Annotated in this window: 22 protein-coding genes; 19 read left to right on the plus strand and 3 right to left on the minus strand. The window is 70.0% G+C overall.

The window, feature by feature from the left end; translation table 11 throughout:
* Positions 1-90: 90 nt before the first annotated feature.
* The 10 genes from eccCa (at position 91) to G4H71_RS16960 (ending at position 11,733) form a co-directional block, all read left to right on the plus strand.
* The gene (eccCa, locus tag G4H71_RS16915; RefSeq protein WP_072739816.1) at positions 91-4,086 is read left to right on the plus strand and encodes a type VII secretion protein EccCa; all 3,996 of its coding nucleotides are present in this window, start codon (positions 91-93) and stop codon (positions 4,084-4,086) included.
* Positions 4,087-4,089: 3 nt separating this feature from the next.
* A complete protein-coding gene (locus tag G4H71_RS16920; RefSeq protein WP_072739817.1) occupies positions 4,090-5,583 on the plus strand; it encodes a type VII secretion-associated protein in 1,494 nt (497 codons plus the stop codon).
* A gap of 127 nt (positions 5,584-5,710) precedes the next feature.
* A complete protein-coding gene (locus G4H71_RS16925; protein ID WP_072739818.1) occupies positions 5,711-6,031 on the plus strand; it encodes a WXG100 family type VII secretion target in 321 nt (106 codons plus the stop codon).
* Positions 6,032-6,073: 42 nt separating this feature from the next.
* Complete coding sequence (locus G4H71_RS16930) at positions 6,074-6,361, plus strand: WXG100 family type VII secretion target (protein ID WP_083343298.1); 288 nt, start codon at positions 6,074-6,076, stop codon at positions 6,359-6,361.
* Positions 6,362-6,591: 230 nt separating this feature from the next.
* Positions 6,592-7,035 (plus strand): 50S ribosomal protein L13, encoded by a 444-nt coding sequence (gene rplM, locus G4H71_RS16935; RefSeq protein WP_072739819.1) that lies wholly within the window; start codon positions 6,592-6,594, stop codon positions 7,033-7,035.
* Positions 7,032-7,547: a 30S ribosomal protein S9 gene (rpsI, locus tag G4H71_RS16940; RefSeq protein ID WP_072739820.1), complete on the plus strand. Its 516-nt coding sequence runs from the start codon at positions 7,032-7,034 to the stop codon at positions 7,545-7,547. Before rplM ends, rpsI begins: the two co-directional genes overlap by 4 nt.
* A gap of 147 nt (positions 7,548-7,694) precedes the next feature.
* Entirely contained in the window at positions 7,695-9,065 is a 1,371-nt protein-coding gene (glmM, locus tag G4H71_RS16945) for a phosphoglucosamine mutase (RefSeq protein WP_072739821.1), read from the plus strand.
* 102 nt (positions 9,066-9,167) lie between these two features.
* On the plus strand, positions 9,168-9,476 hold the full coding sequence (locus G4H71_RS16950; protein ID WP_072739822.1) for a hypothetical protein: 309 nt from the start codon (positions 9,168-9,170) through the stop codon (positions 9,474-9,476).
* Positions 9,473-11,506, plus strand: a complete 2,034-nt coding sequence (locus G4H71_RS16955) for a hypothetical protein (protein ID WP_072739823.1) — start codon at positions 9,473-9,475, stop codon at positions 11,504-11,506. The genes G4H71_RS16950 and G4H71_RS16955 overlap by 4 nt, the downstream gene beginning before the upstream one ends.
* 53 nt (positions 11,507-11,559) lie before the next feature.
* A complete protein-coding gene (locus G4H71_RS16960) occupies positions 11,560-11,733 on the plus strand; it encodes a hypothetical protein (RefSeq protein ID WP_169847188.1) in 174 nt (57 codons plus the stop codon).
* Here G4H71_RS16960 and G4H71_RS16965 read toward each other — a convergent pair.
* Entirely contained in the window at positions 11,706-12,536 is an 831-nt protein-coding gene (locus G4H71_RS16965; protein WP_072739825.1) for a dienelactone hydrolase family protein, read from the minus strand. The genes G4H71_RS16960 and G4H71_RS16965 overlap by 28 nt on opposite strands.
* Positions 12,537-12,634: 98 nt before the next feature.
* Between G4H71_RS16965 and glmS the strand changes: the two genes are divergently transcribed.
* Complete coding sequence (glmS, locus tag G4H71_RS16970; RefSeq protein WP_072739826.1) at positions 12,635-14,497, plus strand: glutamine--fructose-6-phosphate transaminase (isomerizing); 1,863 nt, start codon at positions 12,635-12,637, stop codon at positions 14,495-14,497.
* A gap of 17 nt (positions 14,498-14,514) precedes the next feature.
* Here the strand turns inward: glmS and G4H71_RS16975 are convergent, their stop codons facing one another.
* A complete protein-coding gene (locus tag G4H71_RS16975; RefSeq protein WP_072739827.1) occupies positions 14,515-14,871 on the minus strand; it encodes a cupredoxin domain-containing protein in 357 nt (118 codons plus the stop codon).
* A 79-nt stretch (positions 14,872-14,950) separates the two neighbouring features.
* Here G4H71_RS16975 and G4H71_RS16980 point away from each other — a divergent pair, with 79 nt between their 5' ends.
* From G4H71_RS16980 to tsaD, 6 genes are read left to right on the plus strand one after another with little or no spacing between them, the layout of a single operon-like run.
* The gene (locus G4H71_RS16980) at positions 14,951-16,423 is read left to right on the plus strand and encodes a bifunctional ADP-dependent NAD(P)H-hydrate dehydratase/NAD(P)H-hydrate epimerase (protein ID WP_072739845.1); all 1,473 of its coding nucleotides are present in this window, start codon (positions 14,951-14,953) and stop codon (positions 16,421-16,423) included.
* A 59-nt stretch (positions 16,424-16,482) separates the two neighbouring features.
* Positions 16,483-17,703 carry an alanine racemase gene (alr, locus tag G4H71_RS16985; protein ID WP_072739828.1) on the plus strand — a complete coding sequence of 407 codons (1,221 nt, stop codon included), beginning with the start codon at positions 16,483-16,485 and terminating at the stop codon, positions 17,701-17,703.
* Positions 17,696-18,187, plus strand: a complete 492-nt coding sequence (tsaE, locus tag G4H71_RS16990) for a tRNA (adenosine(37)-N6)-threonylcarbamoyltransferase complex ATPase subunit type 1 TsaE (RefSeq protein ID WP_072739829.1) — start codon at positions 17,696-17,698, stop codon at positions 18,185-18,187. Before alr ends, tsaE begins: the two co-directional genes overlap by 8 nt.
* A gap of 25 nt (positions 18,188-18,212) precedes the next feature.
* The gene (gene tsaB / locus G4H71_RS16995; protein ID WP_072739830.1) at positions 18,213-18,896 is read left to right on the plus strand and encodes a tRNA (adenosine(37)-N6)-threonylcarbamoyltransferase complex dimerization subunit type 1 TsaB; all 684 of its coding nucleotides are present in this window, start codon (positions 18,213-18,215) and stop codon (positions 18,894-18,896) included.
* Positions 18,893-19,378, plus strand: a complete 486-nt coding sequence (gene rimI, locus G4H71_RS17000) for a ribosomal protein S18-alanine N-acetyltransferase (RefSeq protein ID WP_072739831.1) — start codon at positions 18,893-18,895, stop codon at positions 19,376-19,378. The genes tsaB and rimI overlap by 4 nt, the downstream gene beginning before the upstream one ends.
* Positions 19,375-20,409, plus strand: a complete 1,035-nt coding sequence (gene tsaD, locus G4H71_RS17005; RefSeq protein WP_072739832.1) for a tRNA (adenosine(37)-N6)-threonylcarbamoyltransferase complex transferase subunit TsaD — start codon at positions 19,375-19,377, stop codon at positions 20,407-20,409. Before rimI ends, tsaD begins: the two co-directional genes overlap by 4 nt.
* Here the strand turns inward: tsaD and G4H71_RS17010 are convergent.
* Positions 20,406-22,022, minus strand: coding sequence for an Hsp70 family protein (locus G4H71_RS17010; protein ID WP_072739833.1), 1,617 nt, complete (start codon positions 22,020-22,022; stop codon positions 20,406-20,408). The two genes, tsaD and G4H71_RS17010, sit on opposite strands and share 4 nt — an antisense overlap.
* Positions 22,023-22,209: 187 nt before the next feature.
* Here G4H71_RS17010 and G4H71_RS17015 point away from each other — a divergent pair, with 187 nt between their 5' ends.
* Together G4H71_RS17015 and groES are read left to right on the plus strand one after the other, a co-directional pair.
* Positions 22,210-22,752: a potassium channel family protein gene (locus G4H71_RS17015; protein ID WP_072739834.1), complete on the plus strand. Its 543-nt coding sequence runs from the start codon at positions 22,210-22,212 to the stop codon at positions 22,750-22,752.
* 207 nt (positions 22,753-22,959) lie between these two features.
* The gene (gene groES / locus G4H71_RS17020) at positions 22,960-23,262 is read left to right on the plus strand and encodes a co-chaperone GroES (protein WP_072739846.1); all 303 of its coding nucleotides are present in this window, start codon (positions 22,960-22,962) and stop codon (positions 23,260-23,262) included.
* Positions 23,263-23,372: the final 110 nt, after the last annotated feature.

A 23,372-nucleotide genomic window follows, 5' to 3' on the forward strand; every position in this document is an offset into this window, starting at 1 on the left:
GGGGGGAAGCCGCCCGGGGCCGGACGCAGGGGCGAGTAAGACAGCAGTGGCGAGTAGTCGGGGGTCGAGCAACTTGGGGGGTCGGGGTAGTTGAGCACCGTTCGCTTCGTGCGCAAGGCACGCCGCGAGGTCCCGCGGATTCCGGGCGGCGAGGTGAGCCTGCAGGCCCCACCCGAGATTCCGCGGTTGGTGCCCGGCAACCTCCTGATGAAGCTCCTGCCGCTGGTCATGGTGGTGGCGATGATCGGCATGATGGCCCTGATGTTCACGTCGGGCATGCGCAGCCCGATGGCGATGCTCTTCCCGGTCATGATGATGGTCTCGATGTTGGGCATGCTCGCCGGCGGCGGGCAACGCGGACCGAAGGCGTCCGAGGCCAACGAGGACCGCAAGGACTACCTGCGTTATCTCGACCAGCTGCGGCGCGATGTGGGGGAGACCGCGGACCAGCAACGCAAGTCGTTGGAGTGGAGCCACCCCGAGCCCGGTCTGCTGTGGACACTCGCGGGGACGACGCGGATGTGGGAGCGACGGGTCACCGATCCGGACTACTGCCATGTCCGGGTCGGGCGGGGCAGCCAGCGCCTGGCCACCCGGCTGATCGCTCCGGAGACCGGCCCGGTCGAAGAACTCGAACCGGTGGCCGCGGTGTCGCTGCGCCGGTTCGTCCGCGCCCACTCCGTCGTGCAGGACCTGCCCACCGCGGTGTCGCTGCGTGGGTTCGCGGCGATCGCCGTCGAGGGTGACCGTCGGGAAGCCCGGTCGATGGTGCGGTCCATGCTCATGCAGCTGTGCACGTTCCAGGGCCCGGACACGTTCCTGGTCGCCGTCGTGTGCGGCCCGGACACCGAGTCCGAGTGGGACTGGGCCAAATGGCTTCCGCACACCCAGCACCCCGAGGCCGTCGACGGTATCGGCACGTCCAGGATGATCTACGGGTCGATCATCGAACTCGAGTCGGCCCTCGGGCCGCTGTTGTCGATGCGCAGCCGGTTCTCCCGGAACGCACCTGCCGCGGCGGGTGTTCCACAGCTCGTCATCGTCGTCGACGGCGGCATCCTCGAAGGCGAATCGGGCCTCGTCACCGACGGCGGAGTCGAATCGGTGACCGTGCTCGACATCAGCGGATTCTGCCCCCGGCTGACCGCGACGCGTGGTCTGCAACTGGTCGTCGAGGACACCTCGATCGGCGCCCGCAGCGGCACCGGAGTCGAGATGTTCGCCCGCGCCGACCAGATGAGCGCTCACCGCGCCGAAACCCTGTCCCGGCGTCTCGCGCCGTACCGGTTGCCGTCGCAGGCCACCGCGGACACGGTCGACGAGGATGCGCCGGTCCAGACGTGGGGACAGATGATCGGGATCGGTGAGGTCACCCGGCTCAACCCCGAGCATGCATGGCTACCGCGCGTGGGGCGGGACCGGCTGCGGATCCCGATCGGCCTCGGAGTCGACGGGACGCCCGTGGAGATCGACTTGAAGGAGTCCGCCGAGAACGGCATGGGGCCACACGGCCTGTGCATCGGCGCGACCGGATCGGGCAAATCCGAGTTCCTGCGCACGCTGGTGCTCGGTCTCGTCGCGACTCATTCTCCCGATGCGCTCAACCTCGTGCTCGTCGACTTCAAGGGTGGCGCAACCTTCCTCGGTCTCGAGGAGGCCCCGCACGTCGCGGCGGTCATCACGAACCTGGCCGAGGAACTGGCCATGGTCGACCGGATGAAGGACGCGCTGGCCGGCGAGATGAACCGTCGGCAGGAACTGCTCCGCTCGTCGGGCAACTTCGCGAACGTCACCGACTACGAGAAGGCCCGCCAGGCCGGTGCCGACCTCGATCCGCTCCCGGCATTGTTCATCGTCGTCGACGAGTTCTCCGAACTCCTCAGCCAGCAGCCGGAGTTCGCCGATCTCTTCGTCGCCATCGGCCGTCTGGGACGGTCACTCCACATCCATCTGCTGCTCGCCAGCCAGCGTCTCGAGGAGGGCAAGCTCCGCGGTCTCGACAGCCACCTGTCCTACCGGATCGGCTTGAAGACCTTCTCCGCCAACGAGTCACGCACCGTGCTCGGGGTCCCCGACGCGTATCACCTTCCGGCGCTGCCCGGTGCCGGCTACCTCAAGTGCGATTCCGCCGAGATCGTCCGTTTCCAGGCGTCCTACGTGTCCGGTGTCTACGAAGGCGCGGCCATCGAGCGGCACATCGGCGCCGGGGCAGAGGACCAGGTGGAGATCCTGCCGAAGCTGTTCACCGCTGCGCCGGTGGCGCTCGACGCCGTGCCCGAGGTGCACGAGCCGGTCGAGGTGGTCGTCCGGGACGAGACCGAGACCCGCACGACGATCGACATCGTCGTGGAACGGATTCAGGGGCACGGAAATTCGGCCCACGAGGTGTGGCTGCCACCGCTCGAGGAAGCCCCGTCCCTGGACCGGATGCTGCCGCGCTCCGCGCTCACCGAACCGGTCGCCGCACTCAGCTCACTGCGCGTCCCGGTCGGTATCGTCGATCGGCCGTACGACCAGCGACGCGATCTCATGCACGTCGACCTCTCCGGCGGTGCCGGAAACATGGCCGTCGTGGGTGGTCCCCAGTCGGGTAAGTCGACCGCACTGCGCACGCTGATCATGTCTCTGGCGCTGACCCATTCGGCCGAGCAGGTGCAGATCTACTGTCTCGACTTCGGCGGCGGCACGCTGGCGGGTCTGAGCAATCTCCCGCATGTGGGGTCGGTCGCCAACCGGCTCGACGTCGACCGGGTCCGCCGCACCGTGGCGGAGATGACGACCATCGTGCGGGAGCGCGAGGAGCGGTTCCGCGAGCTCGGAATCGAATCCATGGCCGAGTTCCGTCGACTGCGTGCGGCGGGTGCGAGTGCCGGTGGCGCGGCCCAGGGTGCGGCGGACGATCCGTTCGGCGACGTGTTCCTGGTCATCGACGGGTTCGCCAGTATTCGTCAGGACTTCGAGTCGCTCGAGCAGCAGATCAACAATCTTGCCGCGCAGGGCCTGTCCTACGGCGTGCACGTCGTCATCTCGGCCTCGCGCTGGGGCGAGGTGCGGCCCGCGCTCAAGGATCAGTTGGGCACCCGGATCGAGCTGCGCCTGGGGGATCCGTCCGACTCGGATCTCGGACGCAAGGTCGCCGCGCTCGTCCCCGAGGGGCGCCCGGGCCGCGGCATGACCCGCGACAGCCTGCACCTGCTCATCGGGCTGCCCCGGGTCGACGGCAGCTCGGACCCGACCGACCTCGGTGCGGGTGTGGCGCACGCGGTCTCGGAGATCTCGGCCGCGACCTACGGGCGTCCGGCCCGCGCGGTCCGGATGCTCCCGGAGTTCATCACGCACGACGAACTGGTACGCAGCGCGGGCGACTGGCCGTCGTACGTCGACCGGAGTCGGCCCTGCATGCGGGTCCCGGTGGGGCTCGACGAAGCCAATCTCGCTCCGGTCTTCCTCGATTTCGCCGAGCACCCGCACTTCCTGGTGTTCGGCGACAGCGAGTGCGGCAAGACCAGTCTGCTGCGCACGATCGTCGAGGGGGTGCTGGCCTCGAACACCGGTCAGCAGGCGAAGTTCATCATGGGCGACTACCGTCGCACGATGCTCGGGCTCGTGGAGTCGGAGCACCTCGCCGCGTACGCGCCGTCCTCGGAACTGTTCACCAAGAACATGGCGGACCTCGCTCACGTCCTCAAGAACCGGATGCCGGGTGCGGACATCAGCCAGCAACAGCTCCGGGACCGTTCCTGGTGGTCGGGTCCCGAGATCTTCGTCATCATCGACGATTACGACCTCGTGGTCACCTCCAGCGGCAACCCGGTCGCGCAGATCGTGGAGTACCTGCCCCACGCGAAGGACATCGGCTTCCATCTCGTGATCGCCCGACGGTCCGGTGGCGCGGCGCGCGCGCTGTACGAGCCGGTCATCGCGCGGATGCGCGATCTCGTCTCACCGGGGCTGATCATGAGCGGTAGCAAGGACGAAGGCAATCTCCTCGGTACGGTCCGGGCCAGCGCGATGCCTGCCGGGCGGGGCACGCTGGTGACGCGGTCGGGTGCCGGGTTGATCCAAGTAGCGATGCCGCAGGGATAGCTCATGGTTGCGATACACCTCACCGAGGGGGGCGCGTGGAGTGCGCACGGGGAGCGACGCTGGTCCGGGAGCGCCGCCGTCCAGGAGACGGCGGGTGGCGGGCTCCGGGTGGCGAACGAGTCGACGCAGGGCGCCGACGGCACCGTCCCGCTCGACTTCGTCGACGACGAGTTGGTCCTGGCCGGAAGCCGCCCTGTGCCGACGGTGGATGCGCTCACCGCGGTCGTCGACCATGCGGTGCGTCAGGTAGCCGTTCCGGGGCATCACGAGGGCGTGTCGGTCAGCCACCCCAGCCACTGGGGTGCGGTGCGGGTCGGTCGCCTGCAGGAGGCCGCGCGCCCGGTCTGTGGTCGGGCGACCACCGTGCCGGTCGCCGTGGCAGCCGCGAATGCGGTCTCGGGCTCCGCACCGGCCGGCCGGATGCGGTCGGCCTGGATCGTGGTCGAACTCTCGCCGACGACGACGGTCGTGAGCTACGTCGCGGCAGTCGAACGGTCCTACCGGGTGCTCGACGTGGAACTGGATCCGAACACGGGTGGGAGCGACCTGCTCGGTGACGGTTCGGTCGCGACCGCGATCGCCTCGACGGTCGAGGCCGTCGGTCGGGGCCGCAGAGTCGACGGTGTGTTGGTGGTCGGGAATCTGGGTGACGGCGACGTCGCGTCGCTCGACGCGCTCGGTGCGGCAATCGGTCCGTCGTCGATTCGACTGGTGCCGGCGCACGACATCGTGCGGGGTCTGGCCGGGTCGGACGTGCCCGCCGGAGGGGCCGACACCGTGGCCCCTCAGATCACGCGCACCGACTGGATCCGCCGCTCCGTCGACTCCGACGCGCCGCGGCCCCGGCGGACCCTGCTGTCCGTCGCGGTCGGTACGGCGGTGGCGATCGCCCTCGTGGCCGGTGGAGTGCTCGCCTGGGTGGGCCACGACCGTGGGTCGACCTCGGACGTGCTCGTCGCCGAGCCCACGCCGACGGAAACCGGCACCCCGCCCGGCTCCGGGGCTCCGTCCGACACCGGTGTTCCGCCCGAGCCCACCGTGGTACCCGATGTCCCCGTGCCGTCCGAACTGGTGGTCGGCGACGTCCGGTTGGACGTGCCGGCGGGGTGGATCGAGCGCTCCTCGCGTAGATCTGCGCAGGCCTCGATGTCGCGGTTCGAGCTCGCCCCGGAAGGAGCGACCGGTCGTCGAATCGTGGTGGTCCGCAACGAATTGCTACCGGATGCGGATGCCGGATCCGTAGCTGCGGAACTGGCCGAGAAGGTGGCCAGCGACGGCGACGGGAAGTTCGCGGAGTTCGACCCCGAGGCTCTGCGTGGCAATCGCGCCGGGATGTCGTACCGTGAACATCCTGGTGACGGTTCCGAAGTGCAGTGGATGGTCTTCCTCGACGGGCAGGTGCAGTTGAGCATCGGCTGCCAGCACCTCGAGGGGGAGTGGCCACAGTTGCGGGCCGATTGCGAGGACGTCATCAGCTCGGCGAGAGTGCAGCCGTGAGGGTGAGGGAGAATCTTCCACTTCGGTGGAACCGATTGGGCGCCGCGCGCGTCCAATCATCTGAAGGGGTGAACAGGCGTCGTCCAACGGGGGCCGCCGCACCTGAACTGACAAAGGAGGGGTTGGTATGTCCAGTGTGAGGACCGACGTTGCAGCGATGGAGGCCTCGGCGGGCCACGTCGATCAGATCAATGACCAGATCCAGGGCCGCATGAACTCGCTCAGGGGTCGTGTCGAGAGCGCTACCGCGTTCTGGCAGGGCGGTTCGTCCAAGGCTTTCCAGGACCTGATGGAGCGATTCTCGGCTGCTTCGGCGAAGCACCAGGCGGCGCTCACCGACATCGCGGACAAGATCCGCCAGAGCGGCAAGGGCTACGACGAGGCCGAGCAGGCCAACCAGGCGCAGATTCACCAGGCTGGTGCGTCCGGTTCGCTCGCCGGTCTCTGATCCGTCCATCGCCAGCTACATCCCAGATCCAGGAGGAATCCCATGAGCATGAAGTATGACTTCGGTGCAATGCAGCAGCTCGCCGACGAGGTGCGTTCGGATGCTGCGGCCCTGACCGAGACCCACAGCGAGCTGACCGGCTACGTGAACGGCCTCGTCGCCGAGTGGGACGGTAACGCCCAGGAGGCGTACCGGGCCACCCAGGCACAGTGGGATGCCGCCAACACCGAGCTGCTCGAGACCCTGGCCCAGATTGCCAAGGCTGTCGAGCAGGGGGCCCAGGACATGGCTGCCACCGACGCCCGCGCCGCCAGCACGTTCGGCGGGTGACGTCCGTCACTGCTCCGTGACAACCCGGCGTGGCCGGCGCAGCTCGTACGTGAGCGCGCGTCGGCCACGCCGTGATTTTGACCGGCGCCACCGGTGCCGGTATCGTTCCTCTTTGGCGTGTCGAGCGTCGGTGCCTTCGTGCGCCGACACTGGTTCCCGGGTCTCAACTGGCCGCCGGGATCATCACGACACGTGTGGCCAGCAGCGAATGAACAAGACGAGGAAGTTCTGTGTCTACGTACACCCCGAAGGCAGGGGACGTGACCCGCACGTGGCACGTCATCGACGCCACCGACGTGGTGCTCGGACGCCTGGCCGTTCAGGCGGCCAACCTGCTCCGCGGCAAGCACAAGCCCACCTATGCCCCCCACATCGACGGCGGCGACTTCGTCGTCATCATCAACGCCGAGAAGGTTGCCATCAGCGGCAACAAGCGTGAGGACAAGTTCCTCTACCACCACTCCGGCCACCCGGGCGGCCTCAAGTCGCGTTCGGTCGGTGAGGTTCTCGAGAAGAACCCCGATCGTCTGGTCGAGAAGGCCGTCGTCGGCATGCTCCCCAAGAACAAGCTGGGTCGAGCGATCAGCGGCAAGCTGAAGGTCTACGCGGGCCCGAACCATCCCCACGCCGCGCAGCAGCCGGTGCCGTTCGAGATCAAGCAGGTGGCCCAGTGACGGCGCCGGAGGAGCAGAACGTGTCCAACCCCGAAGAGATCAACGAGACCGTCGAGGTCGCTGTCGAGGAGTACGTGGGCGACGAGGTCGTCGCCGACGTCGCGCCGCAGGCCCCCGTCGTCCTGGACCGTCCGGTCCAGACCGTCGGACGCCGCAAGGAGGCCGTCGTGCGCGTGCGTCTGACGCCGGGCAGCGGTGGATTCACCCTCAACGGCCGGACCCTCGAGGACTACTTCCCGAACAAGGTCCACCAGCAGCTGATCAAGGCTCCGCTGGTCACCGTCGAGCGCGAGAACTCGTTCGACATCGCTGCCCTCCTGCACGGAGGCGGCCCGTCCGGGCAGGCCGGCGCGCTGCGCCTCGCCATCGCCCGTGCGTTGATCGAGGTCACCCCCGAGGATCGCCCCGCTCTCAAGCGGGCCGGCTTCCTCACGCGTGACGCCCGCGCCGTCGAGCGCAAGAAGTACGGCCTGAAGAAGGCCCGCAAGGCATCTCAGTACTCCAAGCGCTGATGTGTCGCCGGAACCGGGCAACCGGTTCCGGCAACCTGTTCTTCCCGAGAGCAGGCGTCCATGGTCATCGGACGCCTGCTCTCGGTCGTTATCGAGAAGAGTCACGACATCGAGAAGAAGTCACGACGGTGATGGGAGAGTGTTCGGATGGGTCGGTTGTTCGGTACGGACGGCGTGCGTGGGTTGGCCAACGTGGAGTTGACGGCCGAGTTGGCGTTGCGCGTCGCGCGCGCGTCGGCTGCGGTCCTCGCCACCGGGCCTTCGAGCAGCGCCGGAACGGGGCCGGGCACCGGGAACCTGTCGCGTCCGAAGGCCGTCGTCGGGCGTGACCCGCGTGCGAGCAGCGAGATGATCGAGGCCGCCGTCGTGGCCGGTCTCGCGTCGGCCGGTGTCGACGTGCTCCTCGTGGGTGTGCTCCCGACGCCCGCCGTGGCCTTTCTCACCGGCGACCTGGGCGCCGACCTGGGTGTAATGATCTCGGCCTCGCACAATCCGATGCCGGACAACGGCATCAAGATCTTCGCGGCCGGCGGCCGCAAACTCGACGACGACGCCGAGGACCGGATCGAGGATCTCCTCGCCACCGCCGACACGGGCCGCGGGCCGACCGGGGCCGGAATCGGCCGGGTACGCACCGTCCCGGACGCCGAGAACCGCTACCTTCTCCACCTGGCGTCCGCATCCTCGGTGCGCCTGGACGGACTCACCGTGGTGGTGGACTGCGCGAACGGCGCGGCCTCGGGAACGGGCCCCGCCGCCTACCGAGCCGCGGGCGCGACCGTGATCGCGATCAACGACCGGCCCGACGGCATCGACATCAACGACGGGTGCGGTTCCACTCACCTCGAAGGGCTGCAGAAAGCGGTCGTCTCGAACGGTGCGGACCTCGGTCTCGCGCACGACGGCGACGCCGACCGCTGCCTGGCTGTCGATGCGAGTGGGTCGGTGATCGACGGCGACTCGATCATGGCGATCCTCGCCCTGGCCATGCGCGACTCCGGGGACCTCGCGGGCGACACCCTGGTCACGACGGTCATGAGCAATCTGGGTCTGCACCTGGCGATGAAGGACGCGGGGATTGCCGTCGTCACGACAGCGGTCGGTGACCGCTACGTTCTCGAGGGGCTCCGCGCCGGCGGATACTCGCTGGGCGGCGAACAGTCCGGCCACATCGTCTTTCCCGCATTCGGCACCACCGGCGACGGTATTCACACCGGGCTGGCGCTCATGGCGCGAGTGGCGCAGACCAGGCGCCCACTTGCCGAACTGGCCTCCGTCATGACGGCGCTTCCCCAGGTTCTCGTCAACGTCCGGGTGGACGACAAGGCCGCGGTGGCTGCCTCTTCCCTGGTTCTCGATGCCGTCGAGGCGGTCGAACGTCGACTCGGCGACCACGGCCGAGTGCTGCTCCGTCCGTCCGGGACGGAGCAGCTCGTCCGGGTCATGGTCGAGGCGCCGGACACCGAGACCGCACAGACGACGGCGGACGAACTCGCGGCGATCGTGGCCGCCGTCTGACCGGTTGGCTTCCCGCGCGACGGGTGGAACCATTGACCGAGCCGGCGCGTCCAACGGGATAGGACGTCGCGGCACACGATTCGGTCGAGAGTGGGGGGACACATGAGCAATCAGGTGGTCATGGACAGCGAGGCGGTCGCGGCTGCCGGTCGCGACCTGGTGGAACGGGCCGCCGCCGTGGCGGACCAGATTCCGTTGGTGGGGGGATTCGAGTTCACCTCTGCCGCGGCGGGCCGGGAGTACGCCGGGCCGGGCGGCGATCTCGCGTCGGCACTGACCGTCGTCGAGTCGGTGTTCCGGCAGTGGACCGAGCACATGGACGCGCTCGGTACGCAACTCGTGAACACCGCGGGGGACTACCGCACGACCGACGACGGGACCGCCGCGGCTCTGGGCGGTGTCCGGTCGTGACGTTCACCGCGGAGCAGTTGCTCGACGACACCCGACTGGATGCAGGATTCCGACGCGAGCTGGCCGCCACCTGGTCCGCTTCGACGGACGTACCCGAGGAGGTCTGGCGCCCCCGTCTCGACGAGTGGGGCGTGACCCGGCCGGGTTCGCCCGAGGGGCTCGCCGATCTCGTCGCGGTCGGTAATTCGTGGAAATCCGCACTCGACGACCGGAAGGCTCTCGCCGATTCCGCCGGACGGTTCGACGCGGCCGTGGACGAGATCCTCGACCTCGGCGCGTGTGGTCTGGAGTTCTTCGAGAAGTTCCTGCCGATCGCGCGCACGCTCGGGTACACCCGGCCGGACGAGGACCTGTCGAGTTGGTACCACCGGCGTTACGACTGGGAACGCGGGATGGACCTGCGGGCGTTGTCCGGCGACGTCGACCGGCTGGAGCGAGCGATGCGGGCGGCGACCGCGGAGTTCGAGGGCCAGCGCCGGGCCGCCAACACGGTGCGGTCGGCATGGACCGACGACGTCGGGGCGACGGCCGCGGAGCGTGTCGGCGCGCAACTCGGGGTCCAGGACTCGAATCTCGAGCAGCTCGACCACCTGGCCGAGGCGCTGGCCGAGGTGGTTCGCACGCTGAGTACCGCTGTCAACGCGAAGGCGCTCGCGGTGGCGGCGCTGTACGCACCGACGGTCCAGGGTTACACGCCCGAGCGGATCGGCCAGCTGGCCCGTATCGTGCAGCTCGCGTCGACAGGTGCGGTCGGACTGCTCGGCGGCGCGATCGACGCGGCCTCGACGTGGTTTCCGATGCTGGCAGGGGCCTCCTCCGTTCCGGCCGAGGAGGCAGTGGGCCGGGTGCAGTTGTGGCTCGCAGTGAATTTCCGTCCGGAGTACGAGCGCCGCCGGGAAGAGTTCGACGCCGCGTGTGCGTCGTGCCGTGAGGCCGTCGAGGAGGCCTATCGGATCGGCGCGGAGGTGGCCCGCGGTGTCGTCCCGTCCGCGGGCGATCCGCCTCCGCTGGTTCCGGCGAGTACTCCGGTCACTGCCCCGGCCTTCGCCGCACCTGTGCCCGCCCCCGGGGCGCCGTCGGCTCCGGCGGAGGTGCCGAGCGCCGCCGCTCTGTCCGCGGCAGGCGCGGGAGCTTCGGGTGGTGCGGGCTCGTCGGGTGGAGTATCCGCCCCGGCAGCGCCGTCGTCGCCCGCACCCTCTCAGTCGCCCCCGTCCTCTCAGTCGCCCACTCCGTCTCCACCGGGAGGGACTACCCCGTTCCTCGCTCCGATCGAGCACGGGACCGCCCCTGCACCCGGGTCACACCCCGGTTTCGGAAGCCTGTCCGGATTGGGCGCGCCGATGGACTCGGCGGGTAGGCCCGGGCTGGGCAGTGTGCTGGGGCAGATCGGGTCGGTCGTCGAACCACTGATCGAGGGCGTGCGGTCCGCGATCGAGGACGTGGTCGCTGTCGACCCGGAGGAACGCGGCAGTGACACGGAAGATGGGGACCCGGAGGACAGGGACCCGGAGGACAGGGACCCGGAGGACAGGGACACGGACGGCGGGGACACGGACGGCGGGGACAACGAAGCCGGTCCTCGGGACTCGGATTCCGGTGAGGATGCGGCGCCGAGTGGGCCCGAGCTGGTGGTCGAACTCGACGGGCAGAAGTGGACGTTGGCGACGGATGCCGACGGATCGGTCCTCACCATGACGTCGGAGAACGGCGAGGTCACCCGATTCGGAGTCGGTCTCGGCCCCGACGGTCAGCCGCAGATCGTCCCCGCGGACACGTCTGTGCCGCAGCCCGATCCGGCACCCGCCGCAGCCGAGCCAGGGGCCGAGGACGGACCTCCGGCGGCCGTTACCCCTGATGTCCCGGTCTCCGGTGACACTGTGCCCGGTGCCGTTCCTGCCCCCGGTGCGCAGGCCGGCGGCTCGCCGCCGGTGGTGCCTGCGCCGGCCGCGACCAGTGACCCGCAGGGCTCCTCCGACGGCGGTGCCGGTGACGGCAGTGGGGCGGCACTCGCGGAGGCAGGACCCCTGTGAGCGGGCCCGGGATCGACCGTCTCCGGGAGATTCGGGCAGGTCTGGAGGCCGAGATGGCACGGGTGGTCGAACGCGCGGAATCCGATCCGCCGGTGTGGCTGCCGGACGGGGAGAACACCGGCCCCGGCACGGGCGGCACGGACCGCCGCGGCACGGCCGGGGAGGAGACCGCGGCGAACGGGAGAGGCGACGAGGAGTACTACAACCCCAGAAGCTGGCTGGTCTGATCGCTGAGGTCCTCGTCGGCGACCGGAGCGGTGCGCGGAATGACCGTGTCCGGGTCGGCGAAGTCCTTGTAGGTCTTGTCCCCTGTGAGGTGGAACAGGAGGAAGCCGGTGAGCAGCGCGCGGGTCGTCGCCTGCGTCTTGCGTTCGGGGCCACCGACGCCGACCGCCCCGAGCAGCCTGCGTCCTTCCGTGAACCCGGATCCCGACGACCCGTCGACGGTGCGCAGCAGGCACTCGCCGCCCCACGCCCGGGTGATCGCCGCGGCATCGGCGTTCAACGAGGCAAGTTCTCCCGGCGCTGCCACGACGAGCCCGGGGGCCTCGATCCGGGGTGCGTACGTCTCTGCCTTCGGGGCCGTGGGAGAGGGAAACAGCATGGCCACGGCTCGCACGTCCTTCTCGGCGGCGGCGAGAACGGCGGCACCCGCGCCCATGCCGTGCCCGGCGAACGCGACCCGGTCCGGCTGGACGCTGATGCGTCCGGGGCCCAGTCGCACCCCGACACAGATGTCGAGCGTGGTCCGCAGATCGGTGGCGAGCCCCAGATGGGAGGGCACCGGACCGCGCTCGCTCTCGGGCGCTCCGACGACGACGCCCCAGGAGGCGAGGTGTTCGAGGGTCTTGCGGTAGCTTCCGGTCCCGGTCAGCCAGCCGTGTGCGAACGCCACCGCGGGCAGGTTGAATCCGGATTCGGGCGTGTAGACCACTCCGGGCTGGCCGGCGAGAGCGAGATCACCCCGCAGCACGCGGTTCGGCCCCCGCTTGGAGAGCTGACGAGCCAGTTTCACAGTGTTCGACGCCACGGAAGGAGACGTTAGCGGATCGACCTCCACATGCGCCGACACCGGCGGGCGCGCGTCCGGGTAGGTGCACCCTGTGCTTCCCAGTACGCTGGTGAACCATGTGCGGGATCGTGGGATATGTCGGCCACCGTGAGGCTCTACCTGTCGTGGTCGAGGCGTTGCGGCGGATGGAGTACCGCGGATACGACTCGGCCGGGATAGCCATCCTCGACGGGTCGGGCGGAACCGCGGTCGAGAAGAAGGCCGGTCGGCTGTCCAACCTCGAGGCCGAGCTCGACGAGCTGGGTACCGAGGGGTTCACGGGCACCACCGGGATGGGGCACACCCGCTGGGCGACCCACGGCCGTCCCACCGATCGCAATGCCCATCCGCACCGGGACGTGACCGGCAAGGTCGCCGTGGTGCACAACGGCATCATCGAGAACTTCGCCCCGCTGCGGGCCGAGCTGGAACAGGCCGGGATCGACTTCGCGAGCGACACCGACACCGAGGTCGCGGTGCACCTCGTCTCGCACGCGTACGAGTCGGGCGAGACGGCAGGCGACTTCGTCGAGAGCGCGCTGTCGGTGCTGCGCCGCCTGGAGGGTGCGTTCACCCTGGTCTTCACGCACGGCGATCACCCCGACACGATCGTCGCGGCTCGCCGGTCGACGCCGCTGGTGGTGGGCGTGGGAGAGGGCGAGACGTTCGTCGGTTCGGACGTCGCGGCCTTCATCGAGCACACCCGTGACGCCGTGGAGCTGGGTCAGGACCAGGTGGTCGTGATCACCTCCGCCGGGTACACGATCATGGACTTCGACGGCGTGGAGGTGCCCGGGCGCCCGTTCCGGATCGACTGGGATCTCGCTGCCGCGGAGAAGGGCGGCCACGACTACTTCATGCTCAAGGAGATCGAGGAGCAGCCGGGCGCCGTCGCGGACACGCTCCTCGGGCATTTCGACGCGGGTCGTATCGTCCTCGACGAGCAGCGCCTGTCCGATCAGGAACTTCGCGACGTGGACAAGGTCTTCGTGGTCGCGTGCGGGAGCGCCTATCACTCCGGGTTGCTCGCCAAGTACGCCATCGAGCACTGGACCCGGCTCCCGGTCGAGGTGGAACTCGCCAGCGAGTTCCGATACCGCGACCCGGTCCTCGACCGTTCGACCCTGGTCGTCGCCATCTCGCAGTCCGGGGAGACCGCGGACACCCTCGAGGCCGTGCGGCACGCGAAGGACCAGAAGGCGCGCGTCCTCGCCGTGTGCAACACCAACGGCGCCCAGATTCCCCGCGAGGCGGACGCGGTGCTCTACACCCGGGCCGGTCCGGAGATCGGGGTCGCCTCCACCAAGGCGTTCCTCGCGCAGATCACGGCGAACTACCTGGTCGGGCTGGCGCTCGCCCAGGCCAGGGGCACGAAGTACCCGGACGAGGTCGCTCGCGAGTACGCCGATCTCGAGGCGATGCCCGACCTGGTGAGCCGGGTGCTCGAGACGGTCGAGCCGGTGCGCGCGCTGGCACGTGAGCTGGCGGATTCGCCGACGGTGCTCTTCCTCGGCCGGCACGTGGGCTATCCGGTGGCGCTCGAGGGCGCGCTGAAGCTCAAGGAACTCGCCTACATGCACGCCGAGGGATTCGCGGCCGGCGAACTCAAGCACGGTCCCATCGCTCTGATCGAGGACGGCCTGCCCGTCATCGTGGTGATGCCGTCCCCGAAGGGACGCGCGGTGCTGCACTCGAAACTCCTGAGCAACATCCGGGAGATCCAGGCCCGCGGCGCGCGGACCGTGGTCATCGCCGAGGAGGGCGACGACGCGGTGCGGCCGTTCGCCGACCACCTCATCGAGATCCCGGCCGCCCCGACGCTGCTGCAGCCGCTGCTGTCGACGGTGCCGTTGCAGGTGTTCGCGGCCGAGGTGGCCCAGGCACGCGGCTACGACGTCGACAAGCCGCGCAATCTGGCGAAGTCCGTCACGGTCGAATAGAGGCGAACGGCCGGTCGCTACCGCACGATCACCGTTCCCCGCATGTCGGGGTGCGGCGTGCAGGTGTACTCGAACGTGCCGGGCTCGGTGAAGGTGTGGGCCCAGGTGCCGGTCGCCTGCAGCGGGCTGCGCAGGAACGCCGCCTCGCCGCCGACCCCGACGACGTCGTGTGCCCGGCCGCGGTCGTCGAAGTTCCAGGTGACCGTGTCGCCCACGTCGACGGTGATGACGTTCGGCGAGTACGCCATTCCCGTGATCTCGACGACCGGCCCGGAGGGAGGCGGGGGTGCGTCGTCGGCGTCACCTCCGCAGGCCGAGGCGACGAGTGCGGTGGCGGATGCGACGGCGACGACGGTGCTGCGAAAACCCTTCATATCGATCGAGCGTATCCGCAGACGCCGTCCTCCCGCGTACGCTGTCGTCCAGCGAAGGCGGCGTCAGGAGGGAGTGCCGGTGCGTCCGTACTACACCGCGGAGCAGGTCCGGGACGCCGAGGCCCCGCTCCTCGAGGCACTTCCCGACGGAGCGTTGATGCGCCGCGCCGCGCACGGCCTGGCTCGCGTGATCGCTGCCGAACTGCACGAGCGCACCGGTGGTGTCGCCGCACGATCGGTGCTCCTTCTCGTCGGTTCCGGCGACAACGGTGGTGATGCGCTGTGGGCGGGCGCGCTTCTGCGCCGTCGCGGGGTGGCGGTGACCGCCGTCCTCCTGGCTCCGGACCGCACGCACCCGGCGGGGTCGGCCGCGCTGCGCCGCGCGGGCGGACGGGCGGTCGACGTCGCGGAGGTGGACGCCGCGCTGCTCGATCGGGTCCGTCCCGACCTGGCCGTGGACGGCATCGTCGGAATCTCCGGACAGGGCCCGTTGCGTCCGGCCGCCGCCGAACTGGTTGCCGCACTGTCGGTGCCGATCGTCGCGGTCGATCTGCCCAGCGGTGTCGATCCCGACACCGGTGCGGTGGACGGTCCGGCGGTGCAGGCCGCGGTGACGGTGACGTTCGGTGCACGCAAACGGGTCCACGTTCTCGCCGCCCCACGGTGCGGGCGCGTAGACCTGGTCCCCCTGGGACTTTCCCTGGGCCCGGCCGATCTGGTGACACTCGATGCGAGCGAGGTCGGACAGTGGTGGCCGGTGCCGGGCCCGGGAGACGACAAGTATTCGCAGGGCGTGGTCGGGGTCGTGGCCGGGAGCGACGGCTACCCGGGCGCGGGCGTGCTGTGCACCGGAGCCGCCGTCACCGCCACGTCCGGACTGGTCCGCTACGCCGGACCGTCCCGGGCCGAGGTGCTCGCGCGCTGGCCCGAGGTGATCGCCACCCCGGAGGTGGCGTCGGCGGGCCGGGTTCAGGCCTGGGTGGTCGGCCCCGGGGCAGGCACGGACGACGCGGCCGAGGACGTTCTGGCCGAGGTGCTGTCGAGTGAAGTCCCCGTTCTGGTGGATGCGGACGGGCTCACCGTGGTGGCACGGCGGCCGGATCTGGTCACCGGCCGGGCGGCGCCGACCGTGCTCACCCCGCACGCCGGAGAGTTCGAGCGCCTGACGGGCACCGCCCCCGGGCCCGATCGAGTCGGGGCCGTCCGCGCCCTGGCCCGGGAATGGGGCGTCACCCTGTTGCTCAAGGGACGGGCCACGATCATCGCCGACCCGGCCGGGCAGACGTTCGTCAACGAGGCCGGTGGGTCGTGGTCGTCGACGGCGGGTGCAGGGGACGTCCTGTCCGGCGTCGTCGGGGCCCTGCTGGCCGCCGGTATCCCACCGGCGAGGGCCGCGGCGATGGGCGCCCGGGTACATTCGCTCGCAGCGAACCTGGCGGCACACGGCGGGATGAGCGGGGTCACGGACGGAGCCGGCCGGGCCCCGATCTCGGCGGGAGATCTGCTCTCCCACCTGCGTGAGGCCGTTCGCGTGGTGCGTGCCACACGATGAGTGCACCCCGCGACCCCGCGCGCCCGCCACGGGCGTACCCGGTGGCAGTATCGAGGACTATGACGCTGACCGAGGCGGATCCGTCCGACGAACCGAAGTACGAGGCTGGGAGTGTCGTCGCTCCGCAGATCGAGGCGGTGATCGATCTCGATGCGGTGGCCCACAACGTGCGCATCCTGCGTGAGCACGCCGCCGGCAGTGCGTTGATGGCGGTCGTCAAGGCCGACGGATACAACCACGGCGCCGTGCCCGTCGCCAGGGCGGCGATCGCCGCCGGTGCGGACGAACTCGGTGTGACGACGGTGGCGGAGGCGCTGGAGTTGCGCGCGGCGGGCATCGACGTGCCCGTGCTGTCCTGGCTGCACACCGTCGATGCGCACTACGACCCGGCGATCGAGGCCGATGTCGAGCTGGGCGTGTCGTCGCCACGTCATCTCGAGGCCGTCGTCGCTGCGGCCCGCCGGACCGGCCGCACCGCCACCGTGACCGTGAAGGTGGACACCGGTCTGAATCGCAACGGCGTGGCACGCACGGAGTGGGACGACTTCGTTCCCGTGCTCGTGCGGTCGCTCGCGGAGGGCGCGGTGCGACTGCGCGGTGTCTTCTCCCACCTGGCACACGCGGACGAGCCGCATCACGAGGTGATCGACGCCCAGCGTGACCGGCTCGACTCCGCCGTGGCCGATCTGCGACGTCAGGGCGTACGCCCCGAGGTGGTGCACCTGTCCAATTCTGCGGCCACGCTGACCAGACCGGACCTGCGTTTCGACATGGTCCGTCCCGGAATCGCGCTCTACGGTCTCTCACCGGCACCCGAGATCGGGGATTTCGGGCTGCGCCCGGTCATGACGATGCGTTCGCGGGTCGCGCTCGTGAAGAAGGTCCCGGCAGGCGAAGGTGTGTCGTACGGACACACCTGGACCGCCCCCCGGGACACCGTCGTCGCGCTCCTGCCGGTCGGGTACGCGGACGGACTGCCCAGGACGCTGAGCGGACGCTTCGAGGTACAGATCGGCGATCGCCGGCGGCCGGCGGTGGGGCGGGTGTGCATGGATCAGGTCGTGGTGGACCTCGGCCCGGACGGCGGCGGCGTACGGGAAGGAGACGTGGCGTACTTCTTCGGGAACGGCGACCACGGCGAACCGGGCGCGCAGGCCTGGGCGGACACACTCGGCACCATCCACTACGAGATCGTGTGCGGGGTCAAGGGCCGCACGGTCCGTACGTACGTCGGGTCGGCGGGTGTGCACTCTGCGGGCGGGGTCGACCGGAATGCCTGACGATCACCGGAGCCGGGGGTTTCCGGATCGGGGAAGAATCGTCCTGGACACCGCGGCGGACACGGCCGATTTCGGTCGCCGGTTGGGCGGTGGGCTCGTCGCGGGCGATCTCGTGGTTCTGGACGGCCCGCTGGGAGCGGGCAAGACGGCGCTGACGAAGGGCATCGCGATCGGTCTGGGGGCGCACGGGAGGGTCACGTCGCCGACGTTCGTGATTGCCAGGGAACACCGTGCAGGAGTACGGCCGGACGGCGCACCGGGAGTGGGGATGGTGCACGTCGACGCCTATCGGCTCGGTGCCGGCGCCGATACGCTCGGCGAGCTCGACGCGCTGGATCTGGACACCGACCTGGAATCGGCGGTCGTGGTCGTCGAATGGGGGGAGGGCATCGTCGAGACGCTCACCGAGACTCATCTGCGGGTGCGGCTGCGGAGGGAACCCGATTCGGACGTGCGCACCGCCGAGTGGGAATGGGTGTCCTGACCTGCAGCGGGTACGCTGAAGCATCGTGCTCGTCCTTGCGATCGATACCTCGACCCCGGCGGTGACCGCCGGGGTCGTCGCCGCGTCGGCAGACGCCACTGCCACTGCGTCGGCAGACGCCGCCCACACCCTTGCCGTCCATACTCTTGCCGCCCGGGTCACGGTCGACGCCCGCGCGCACGCCGAGGTACTGACCCCGCAGATCCTGGATGCGATCGCGGAGACGGGGAAGTCGACAGCCGACCTCGACGCCGTGGTCGTCGGCGTGGGGCCGGGCCCGTTCACCGGGCTACGGGTGGGAATGGCCACGGCTGCCGCGTTCGCCGATGCGCTCTCGATTCCCGTGTACGGCGTGTGCGGTCTCGACGCGATCGCCCGTCAGGTGGGGACCGACGAGGAGCTACTGGTGGTCACGGACGCACGTCGCCGCGAGGTGTACTGGGCGCGGTATCGGGGACGGTCCCGGGTGGAAGGCCCCGCGGTGTCGAAGCCGGCGGACGTCCCGGCTGCACCGTCGACCGTGGTCGCGGGTTCGGCAGTGCATGCCGGACTGTTCGATCTGCCGCGACGCGACGTGCAGGCACCGTCGCCGGCCGGGCTGGTCTCCGTGGCGGCCGAACAACTGCTGGCGCATGCGGAGCCGGCCCCGCTCGTGCCGTTGTATCTGCGCCGTCCCGACGCGGTGGAGACGGCGGACCGCCGGGGATGACCGTGGGTATCGAACCGATGCTGCCTGCCGACGCCGAGCGGTGTGCGGAGCTCGAACGGGCCCTGTTCGCCGGTGACGGACCGTGGTCGGCGCAGGCGTTCCGCTCCGAACTCGCTTCGCCGCACGTGCACTACGTCGTGGCCCGGGACGGCGACCTGCTCGTCGGGTACGGGGGAATCGCGCTCCTCGGCGCATCCCCGTCGACGGAGTCCGAGATCCACACCATCGGTACCGATCCCGGGTACCAGCGTCGTGGAATCGGAGGGGCGCTGCTCGGCCGGTTGCTGGCGCTCGCGGACCGGCACGGCGGCCCGGTGTTCCTCGAGGTCCGCACCGACAACGAGGCGGCGATCGCCCTGTACCGGCGCGAGGGTTTCGAGATCGTCGGAACGCGGAAGAACTATTACCAGCCGAGCGGGGCGGACGCCTACACCATGCGCCGACCCACCCGGATCGCAGCAGAGGATGTGGTCGGCCGATGATCGTCATGGGTATCGAGAGCTCGTGTGACGAGACCGGTGTCGGCATCGTCCGGCTGCGGCCGGACGGTACCTGCGAGCTGCTCGCCGACGAGGTCGCCTCGAGCGTGGACCAACACGCCAGGTTCGGGGGAGTGGTCCCGGAGATCGCCTCCCGGGCGCACCTCGAGGCCGTGGTGCCGACGATGCGACGCGCGCTGGCTGCGGCCGGTGTGGACAAGCCCGACGCGCTGGCCGTGACGATCGGTCCCGGTCTGGCCGGGGCGCTGCTCGTCGGTATCGCCGCGGCGAAGGCGTACGCCGCGGCCTGGGACGTGCCCTTCTACGCGGTCAACCATCTCGGCGGCCACGTCGCCGTGGACACCCTCGAGCACGGCCCGATGCCGCCCTGCGTGGCACTGCTGGTGTCCGGCGGACACACCCATCTCCTGCACGTCGAGGATCTGGGGAAGCCGATCGTGGAGCTGGGGACCACCGTCGACGATGCCGCAGGCGAGGCCTTCGACAAGGTCGCCCGCCTGCTGGGCCTGGGCTATCCCGGTGGTCCGGCACTGGACGCGGCCGCGCGCTCGGGCGATCGCACGGCGATCCCGTTTCCGCGCGGGATGACCGGTCCGCGCGATGCGCGGCACGATTTCTCCTTCTCCGGTCTGAAGACCGCGGTCGCCCGCTACGTCGAGGCGAAGGACCGGGCGGGGGAGCCGTACTCGGTTGCCGACGTCGCGGCGAGCTTCCAGGAGGCGGTCGCGGACGTGCTGACGATGAAGGCCGTGCGCGCGGCCACCGACGTCGGGGTGGACACCCTGGTCCTCGGCGGCGGCGCGACGGCCAACTCGCGGCTGCGCACTCTGGCCGAGGAACGCTGCGCCGCAGCGGGGTTGACGTTGCGCGTACCTGCGCCGCGGTTGTGTACCGACAACGGGGTGATGATCGCGGCGCTCGGCGCCCACGTGATCGCCGGAGGGGCCGAGCCCTCGCCGCTGACGGTGGCGGGCGACCCGGGCCTGCCGGTGGGCACGAGTCAGGTGCGCTAGCGAGCGGGCGTGGTGGTGGGCGGTTCGCCCTGATCGGGTGTCGTCGCCGGCGTGTCGGTGCCCGAGCCCGGGGCGGTCTCCGGGCCCGTTCCTCCGGGATCGACGTCGCCCGGATCCCCGGTGCCGGGCTGCTCCGAGGCGCCGGACTCGCCGTCGCTCGCTTCGCCCTCGCCGGGGACATCCGGCGGCGTGTCGGGACCGGGTGGTACGAGCTGGCCCGGTGGCACCGACGGCCAGAAGGTGGGAATGTCCGGCCACTCGATGGGCGGAAGCCCGTGACTCGGCCAGGAGGGGCGGGTCGGTGTCGTGGTGGGCGGCGGCGTGCTCGGTGTCGTGGTCGTCGTGGGGGGCTCGGCCGGGTTGGGCACGTTCGGTGACGTGGTCAGGGGAGCCTCGTCGATCGTCGTGGGGTCGTACTCCCACCACGGACGGTCGGTGGACGTCGCGATCGGATCCTGTGTCGGGATCCGGGTCGACGCGGGCTCCTCGGTTCCGGTGTCGGGCGGGGTGGTCTGCACGATGTCGGAGCCGGCCGGTGACACACTCGGGTTCGGCGGGGGCGTGAGTTCGCGGGCGCCGTATCCCAGAACCAGCCCGCCGACGACGAGGGCGCCGAGCAGCGCGGTCGAGACCTTCGCCGTGGACGACGGGGTTCCGGCCGAATCGCCGCCGGATGTCGGGTAGGCAGCGACGGCCGGTGTGGCGGCGAGCAACGCCGCGCCCTTCGCGGCGGCGGTGTCCGGGTCCGCGATCTCGACCAGGGGGATCCGGTACTGCTCGGCGATCGCCGAGCGCAGGGCGGCCAGGTTGGCGCCGCCGCCGACGAGGGCGATGGCCTCGGGTGCCCGCGCCGGGAGGGACGGGTTCGGGTCGTTCGGATCGGAGACGGCCGACCGGGAGGCGGCGAGGGACTCCGTGAGGAACTCGGTGGCCTGCCGGACGTACGGGGCCGCGATCTCGGCGAGCAGTTCGCGATCGACCGACACCGGCGCGGACGACAGCAGGTCGGCCTCGATCGTGGCGGTTTCCTGCTGCGAGAGCAGTTCCTTCGCCGATCGGGACCGGGCGAGCAGGAGTTCGTGGTCCAGCTGCAGCCGTGAGTAGGGGACGTCGAGTTCGGCGAGCACGTGATCGACCAGCGCCGCATCGATGTGCTTTCCACTGGTGGCTTCGGTGCCCGCGGAGTACAGGGCGGTTCCGTCCACCTGGTCGACGATCGAGACCCGGAGCCCGGAGGATCCCAGGTCGACGACGGCGATGGTCGAGTACTGGGCCACGGTCCCGGTGTGCCGCAGGTAGGCGAGGACGGCGGCGATCTCGGGAACGAGGTGGATCCGGTGGCGCTGACGCCGCGCTGCCCGCCGCACGTCGTGCAGCTGGCTGCGGGTGCGGTAGGTGACGGCGAATGCGTCGGGTGTGGTCGGTGTGCTGGGGACCTGCTCGGTCATCAGGGTGATGGCCGAGCGCATGAGGTCGCCCAGGTCGGTGTTGACCTGGTCGGCGGAGAGGAACCGGTACTCGATGTTCGGCCGGGCCCGGTCGCTCACGTCGGTCGAGACGAGTGCGGAGCCGATTCCGGCCGAGCCGGTGGACATTCCCAGTGACGCCGTCATCTCCGCACCTCCTTCGACTGGTTTCGGGGTGATGGCGGACGATCTCCCCTTCCTGCGACATTCATCGCGCACTGTTACCCGAACGTTACCGAATTTGCCGCGGAAGCGCCGCATCCTTTTTCTGCCCCCGGGTGAGCATGAACGGGCGACACGCCGACCGACCAGCGCCGTTGCGGGAAGGAACGGAATGGCAGATTCGTCAGGATCCGCGGCGATTTCCGGCCGGGGGCGACGCGTTTTCGTGGTGCAGGCGGTGATTCGCCCGTCCGCAACGCTGCTCGTGTGCCTGCTCGCCTACTTCCTACTGCCCTGGCCGCGTCTCGGTGGCGATTCGGTGGCGATGTCGCTCGTGGGCGGTGGCCTGTTCCTCGCGGTGGCGACCGCATGGAACCTGCGCCGGATCGTCCGGTCGCAGTCTCCTGCGCTTCGCGCCGTCGAGGCGCTCGCGGTGGTCGTGCCGGTCTACGTCCTGGGATTCGCGGTCACGTACTACCTGGCGGCGGACGGCTGGCCGGGAGCCTTCACCGAACCGTTGACTCGCATGGGTGCGCTCTACTTCTCCCTCACGGTCCTGGCGACCGTGGGGTTCGGCGACATCGCGGCGGTCACCGACGGCGCGCGTGCGCTCGTCTCGGTGCAGATCGCGGGTAATCTGCTGCTCCTGGGGTTGGGGCTCCGGGTCCTCACCAGGACGGTGGGGCTGGCGCGTCGTCGTCGTGATCGCTCGTAGCGAAGATTCGCAGGAATGCAGGTGACGACTTCGATTCCGGTGTACTCGTTGTTGAGCGTTGGCACTCTCACGTATAGAGTGCCAAGTGGCGCTGATCGAGCTCCGGCACCCGCGACGACGGGGCTGTGTGAGGTGCCGTACACGGAACACCAGCAGCTGTTCGAGGAACGATCCTCGAACCGGATACCCCAAAGTGGAGGGCTCATCGTGGCGAGCGTCAACATCAAGCCGCTCGAGGACAAGATCCTCGTCCAGGCCAACGAGGCTGAGACGACGACTGCCTCCGGCCTGGTCATTCCCGACACGGCCAAGGAAAAGCCCCAGGAGGGCACCGTCGTCGCAGTAGGCCCCGGCCGGTGGGACGACGAGGGCGAGAAGCGGATTCCCCTCGACGTCAAGGAGGGTGACACGGTCATCTACTCCAAGTACGGCGGAACCGAGATCAAGTACGCCGGCGAGGAATACCTGATCCTCTCGGCTCGCGACGTCCTGGCAGTCGTCGGCAAGTAGCCACACGTGATCCGCCCCGGTGTCCGATGAGGATCCCGGGGCGGAATGCGTTGGGTGGCTGTGCGCCGACAAGCCGTGTGCGCCAATAAACCAGGAGCAGACACAAACAC

The sequence above is a fragment of the Rhodococcus triatomae genome (assembly GCF_014217785.1).
In the GTDB taxonomy this organism is placed as follows: Bacteria; Actinomycetota; Actinomycetes; order Mycobacteriales; family Mycobacteriaceae; genus Rhodococcus_F; species Rhodococcus_F triatomae.

Bases quoted from the DNA above. Each gene is read 5' to 3' on its own strand.
- G4H71_RS16920 (WP_072739817.1), top strand. From the start codon at position 4,090: ATGGTTGCGATACACCTCACCGAGGGGGGCGCGTGGAGTGCGCACGGG.
- G4H71_RS16925 (WP_072739818.1), top strand. From the start codon at position 5,711: ATGTCCAGTGTGAGGACCGACGTTGCAGCGATGGAGGCCTCGGCGGGC.
- G4H71_RS16930 (WP_083343298.1), top strand. From the start codon at position 6,074: ATGAGCATGAAGTATGACTTCGGTGCAATGCAGCAGCTCGCCGACGAG.
- glmM (WP_072739821.1), top strand. From the start codon at position 7,695: ATGGGTCGGTTGTTCGGTACGGACGGCGTGCGTGGGTTGGCCAACGTG.
- G4H71_RS16950 (WP_072739822.1), top strand. From the start codon at position 9,168: ATGAGCAATCAGGTGGTCATGGACAGCGAGGCGGTCGCGGCTGCCGGT.
- G4H71_RS16960 (WP_169847188.1), top strand. From the start codon at position 11,560: ATGGCACGGGTGGTCGAACGCGCGGAATCCGATCCGCCGGTGTGGCTG.
- glmS (WP_072739826.1), top strand. From the start codon at position 12,635: ATGTGCGGGATCGTGGGATATGTCGGCCACCGTGAGGCTCTACCTGTC.
- G4H71_RS16975 (WP_072739827.1), bottom strand. From the start codon at position 14,871: ATGAAGGGTTTTCGCAGCACCGTCGTCGCCGTCGCATCCGCCACCGCA.
- alr (WP_072739828.1), top strand. From the start codon at position 16,483: ATGACGCTGACCGAGGCGGATCCGTCCGACGAACCGAAGTACGAGGCT.
- tsaE (WP_072739829.1), top strand. From the start codon at position 17,696: ATGCCTGACGATCACCGGAGCCGGGGGTTTCCGGATCGGGGAAGAATC.
- rimI (WP_072739831.1), top strand. From the start codon at position 18,893: ATGACCGTGGGTATCGAACCGATGCTGCCTGCCGACGCCGAGCGGTGT.
- tsaD (WP_072739832.1), top strand. From the start codon at position 19,375: ATGATCGTCATGGGTATCGAGAGCTCGTGTGACGAGACCGGTGTCGGC.
- G4H71_RS17010 (WP_072739833.1), bottom strand. From the start codon at position 22,022: ATGACGGCGTCACTGGGAATGTCCACCGGCTCGGCCGGAATCGGCTCC.
- G4H71_RS17015 (WP_072739834.1), top strand. From the start codon at position 22,210: ATGGCAGATTCGTCAGGATCCGCGGCGATTTCCGGCCGGGGGCGACGC.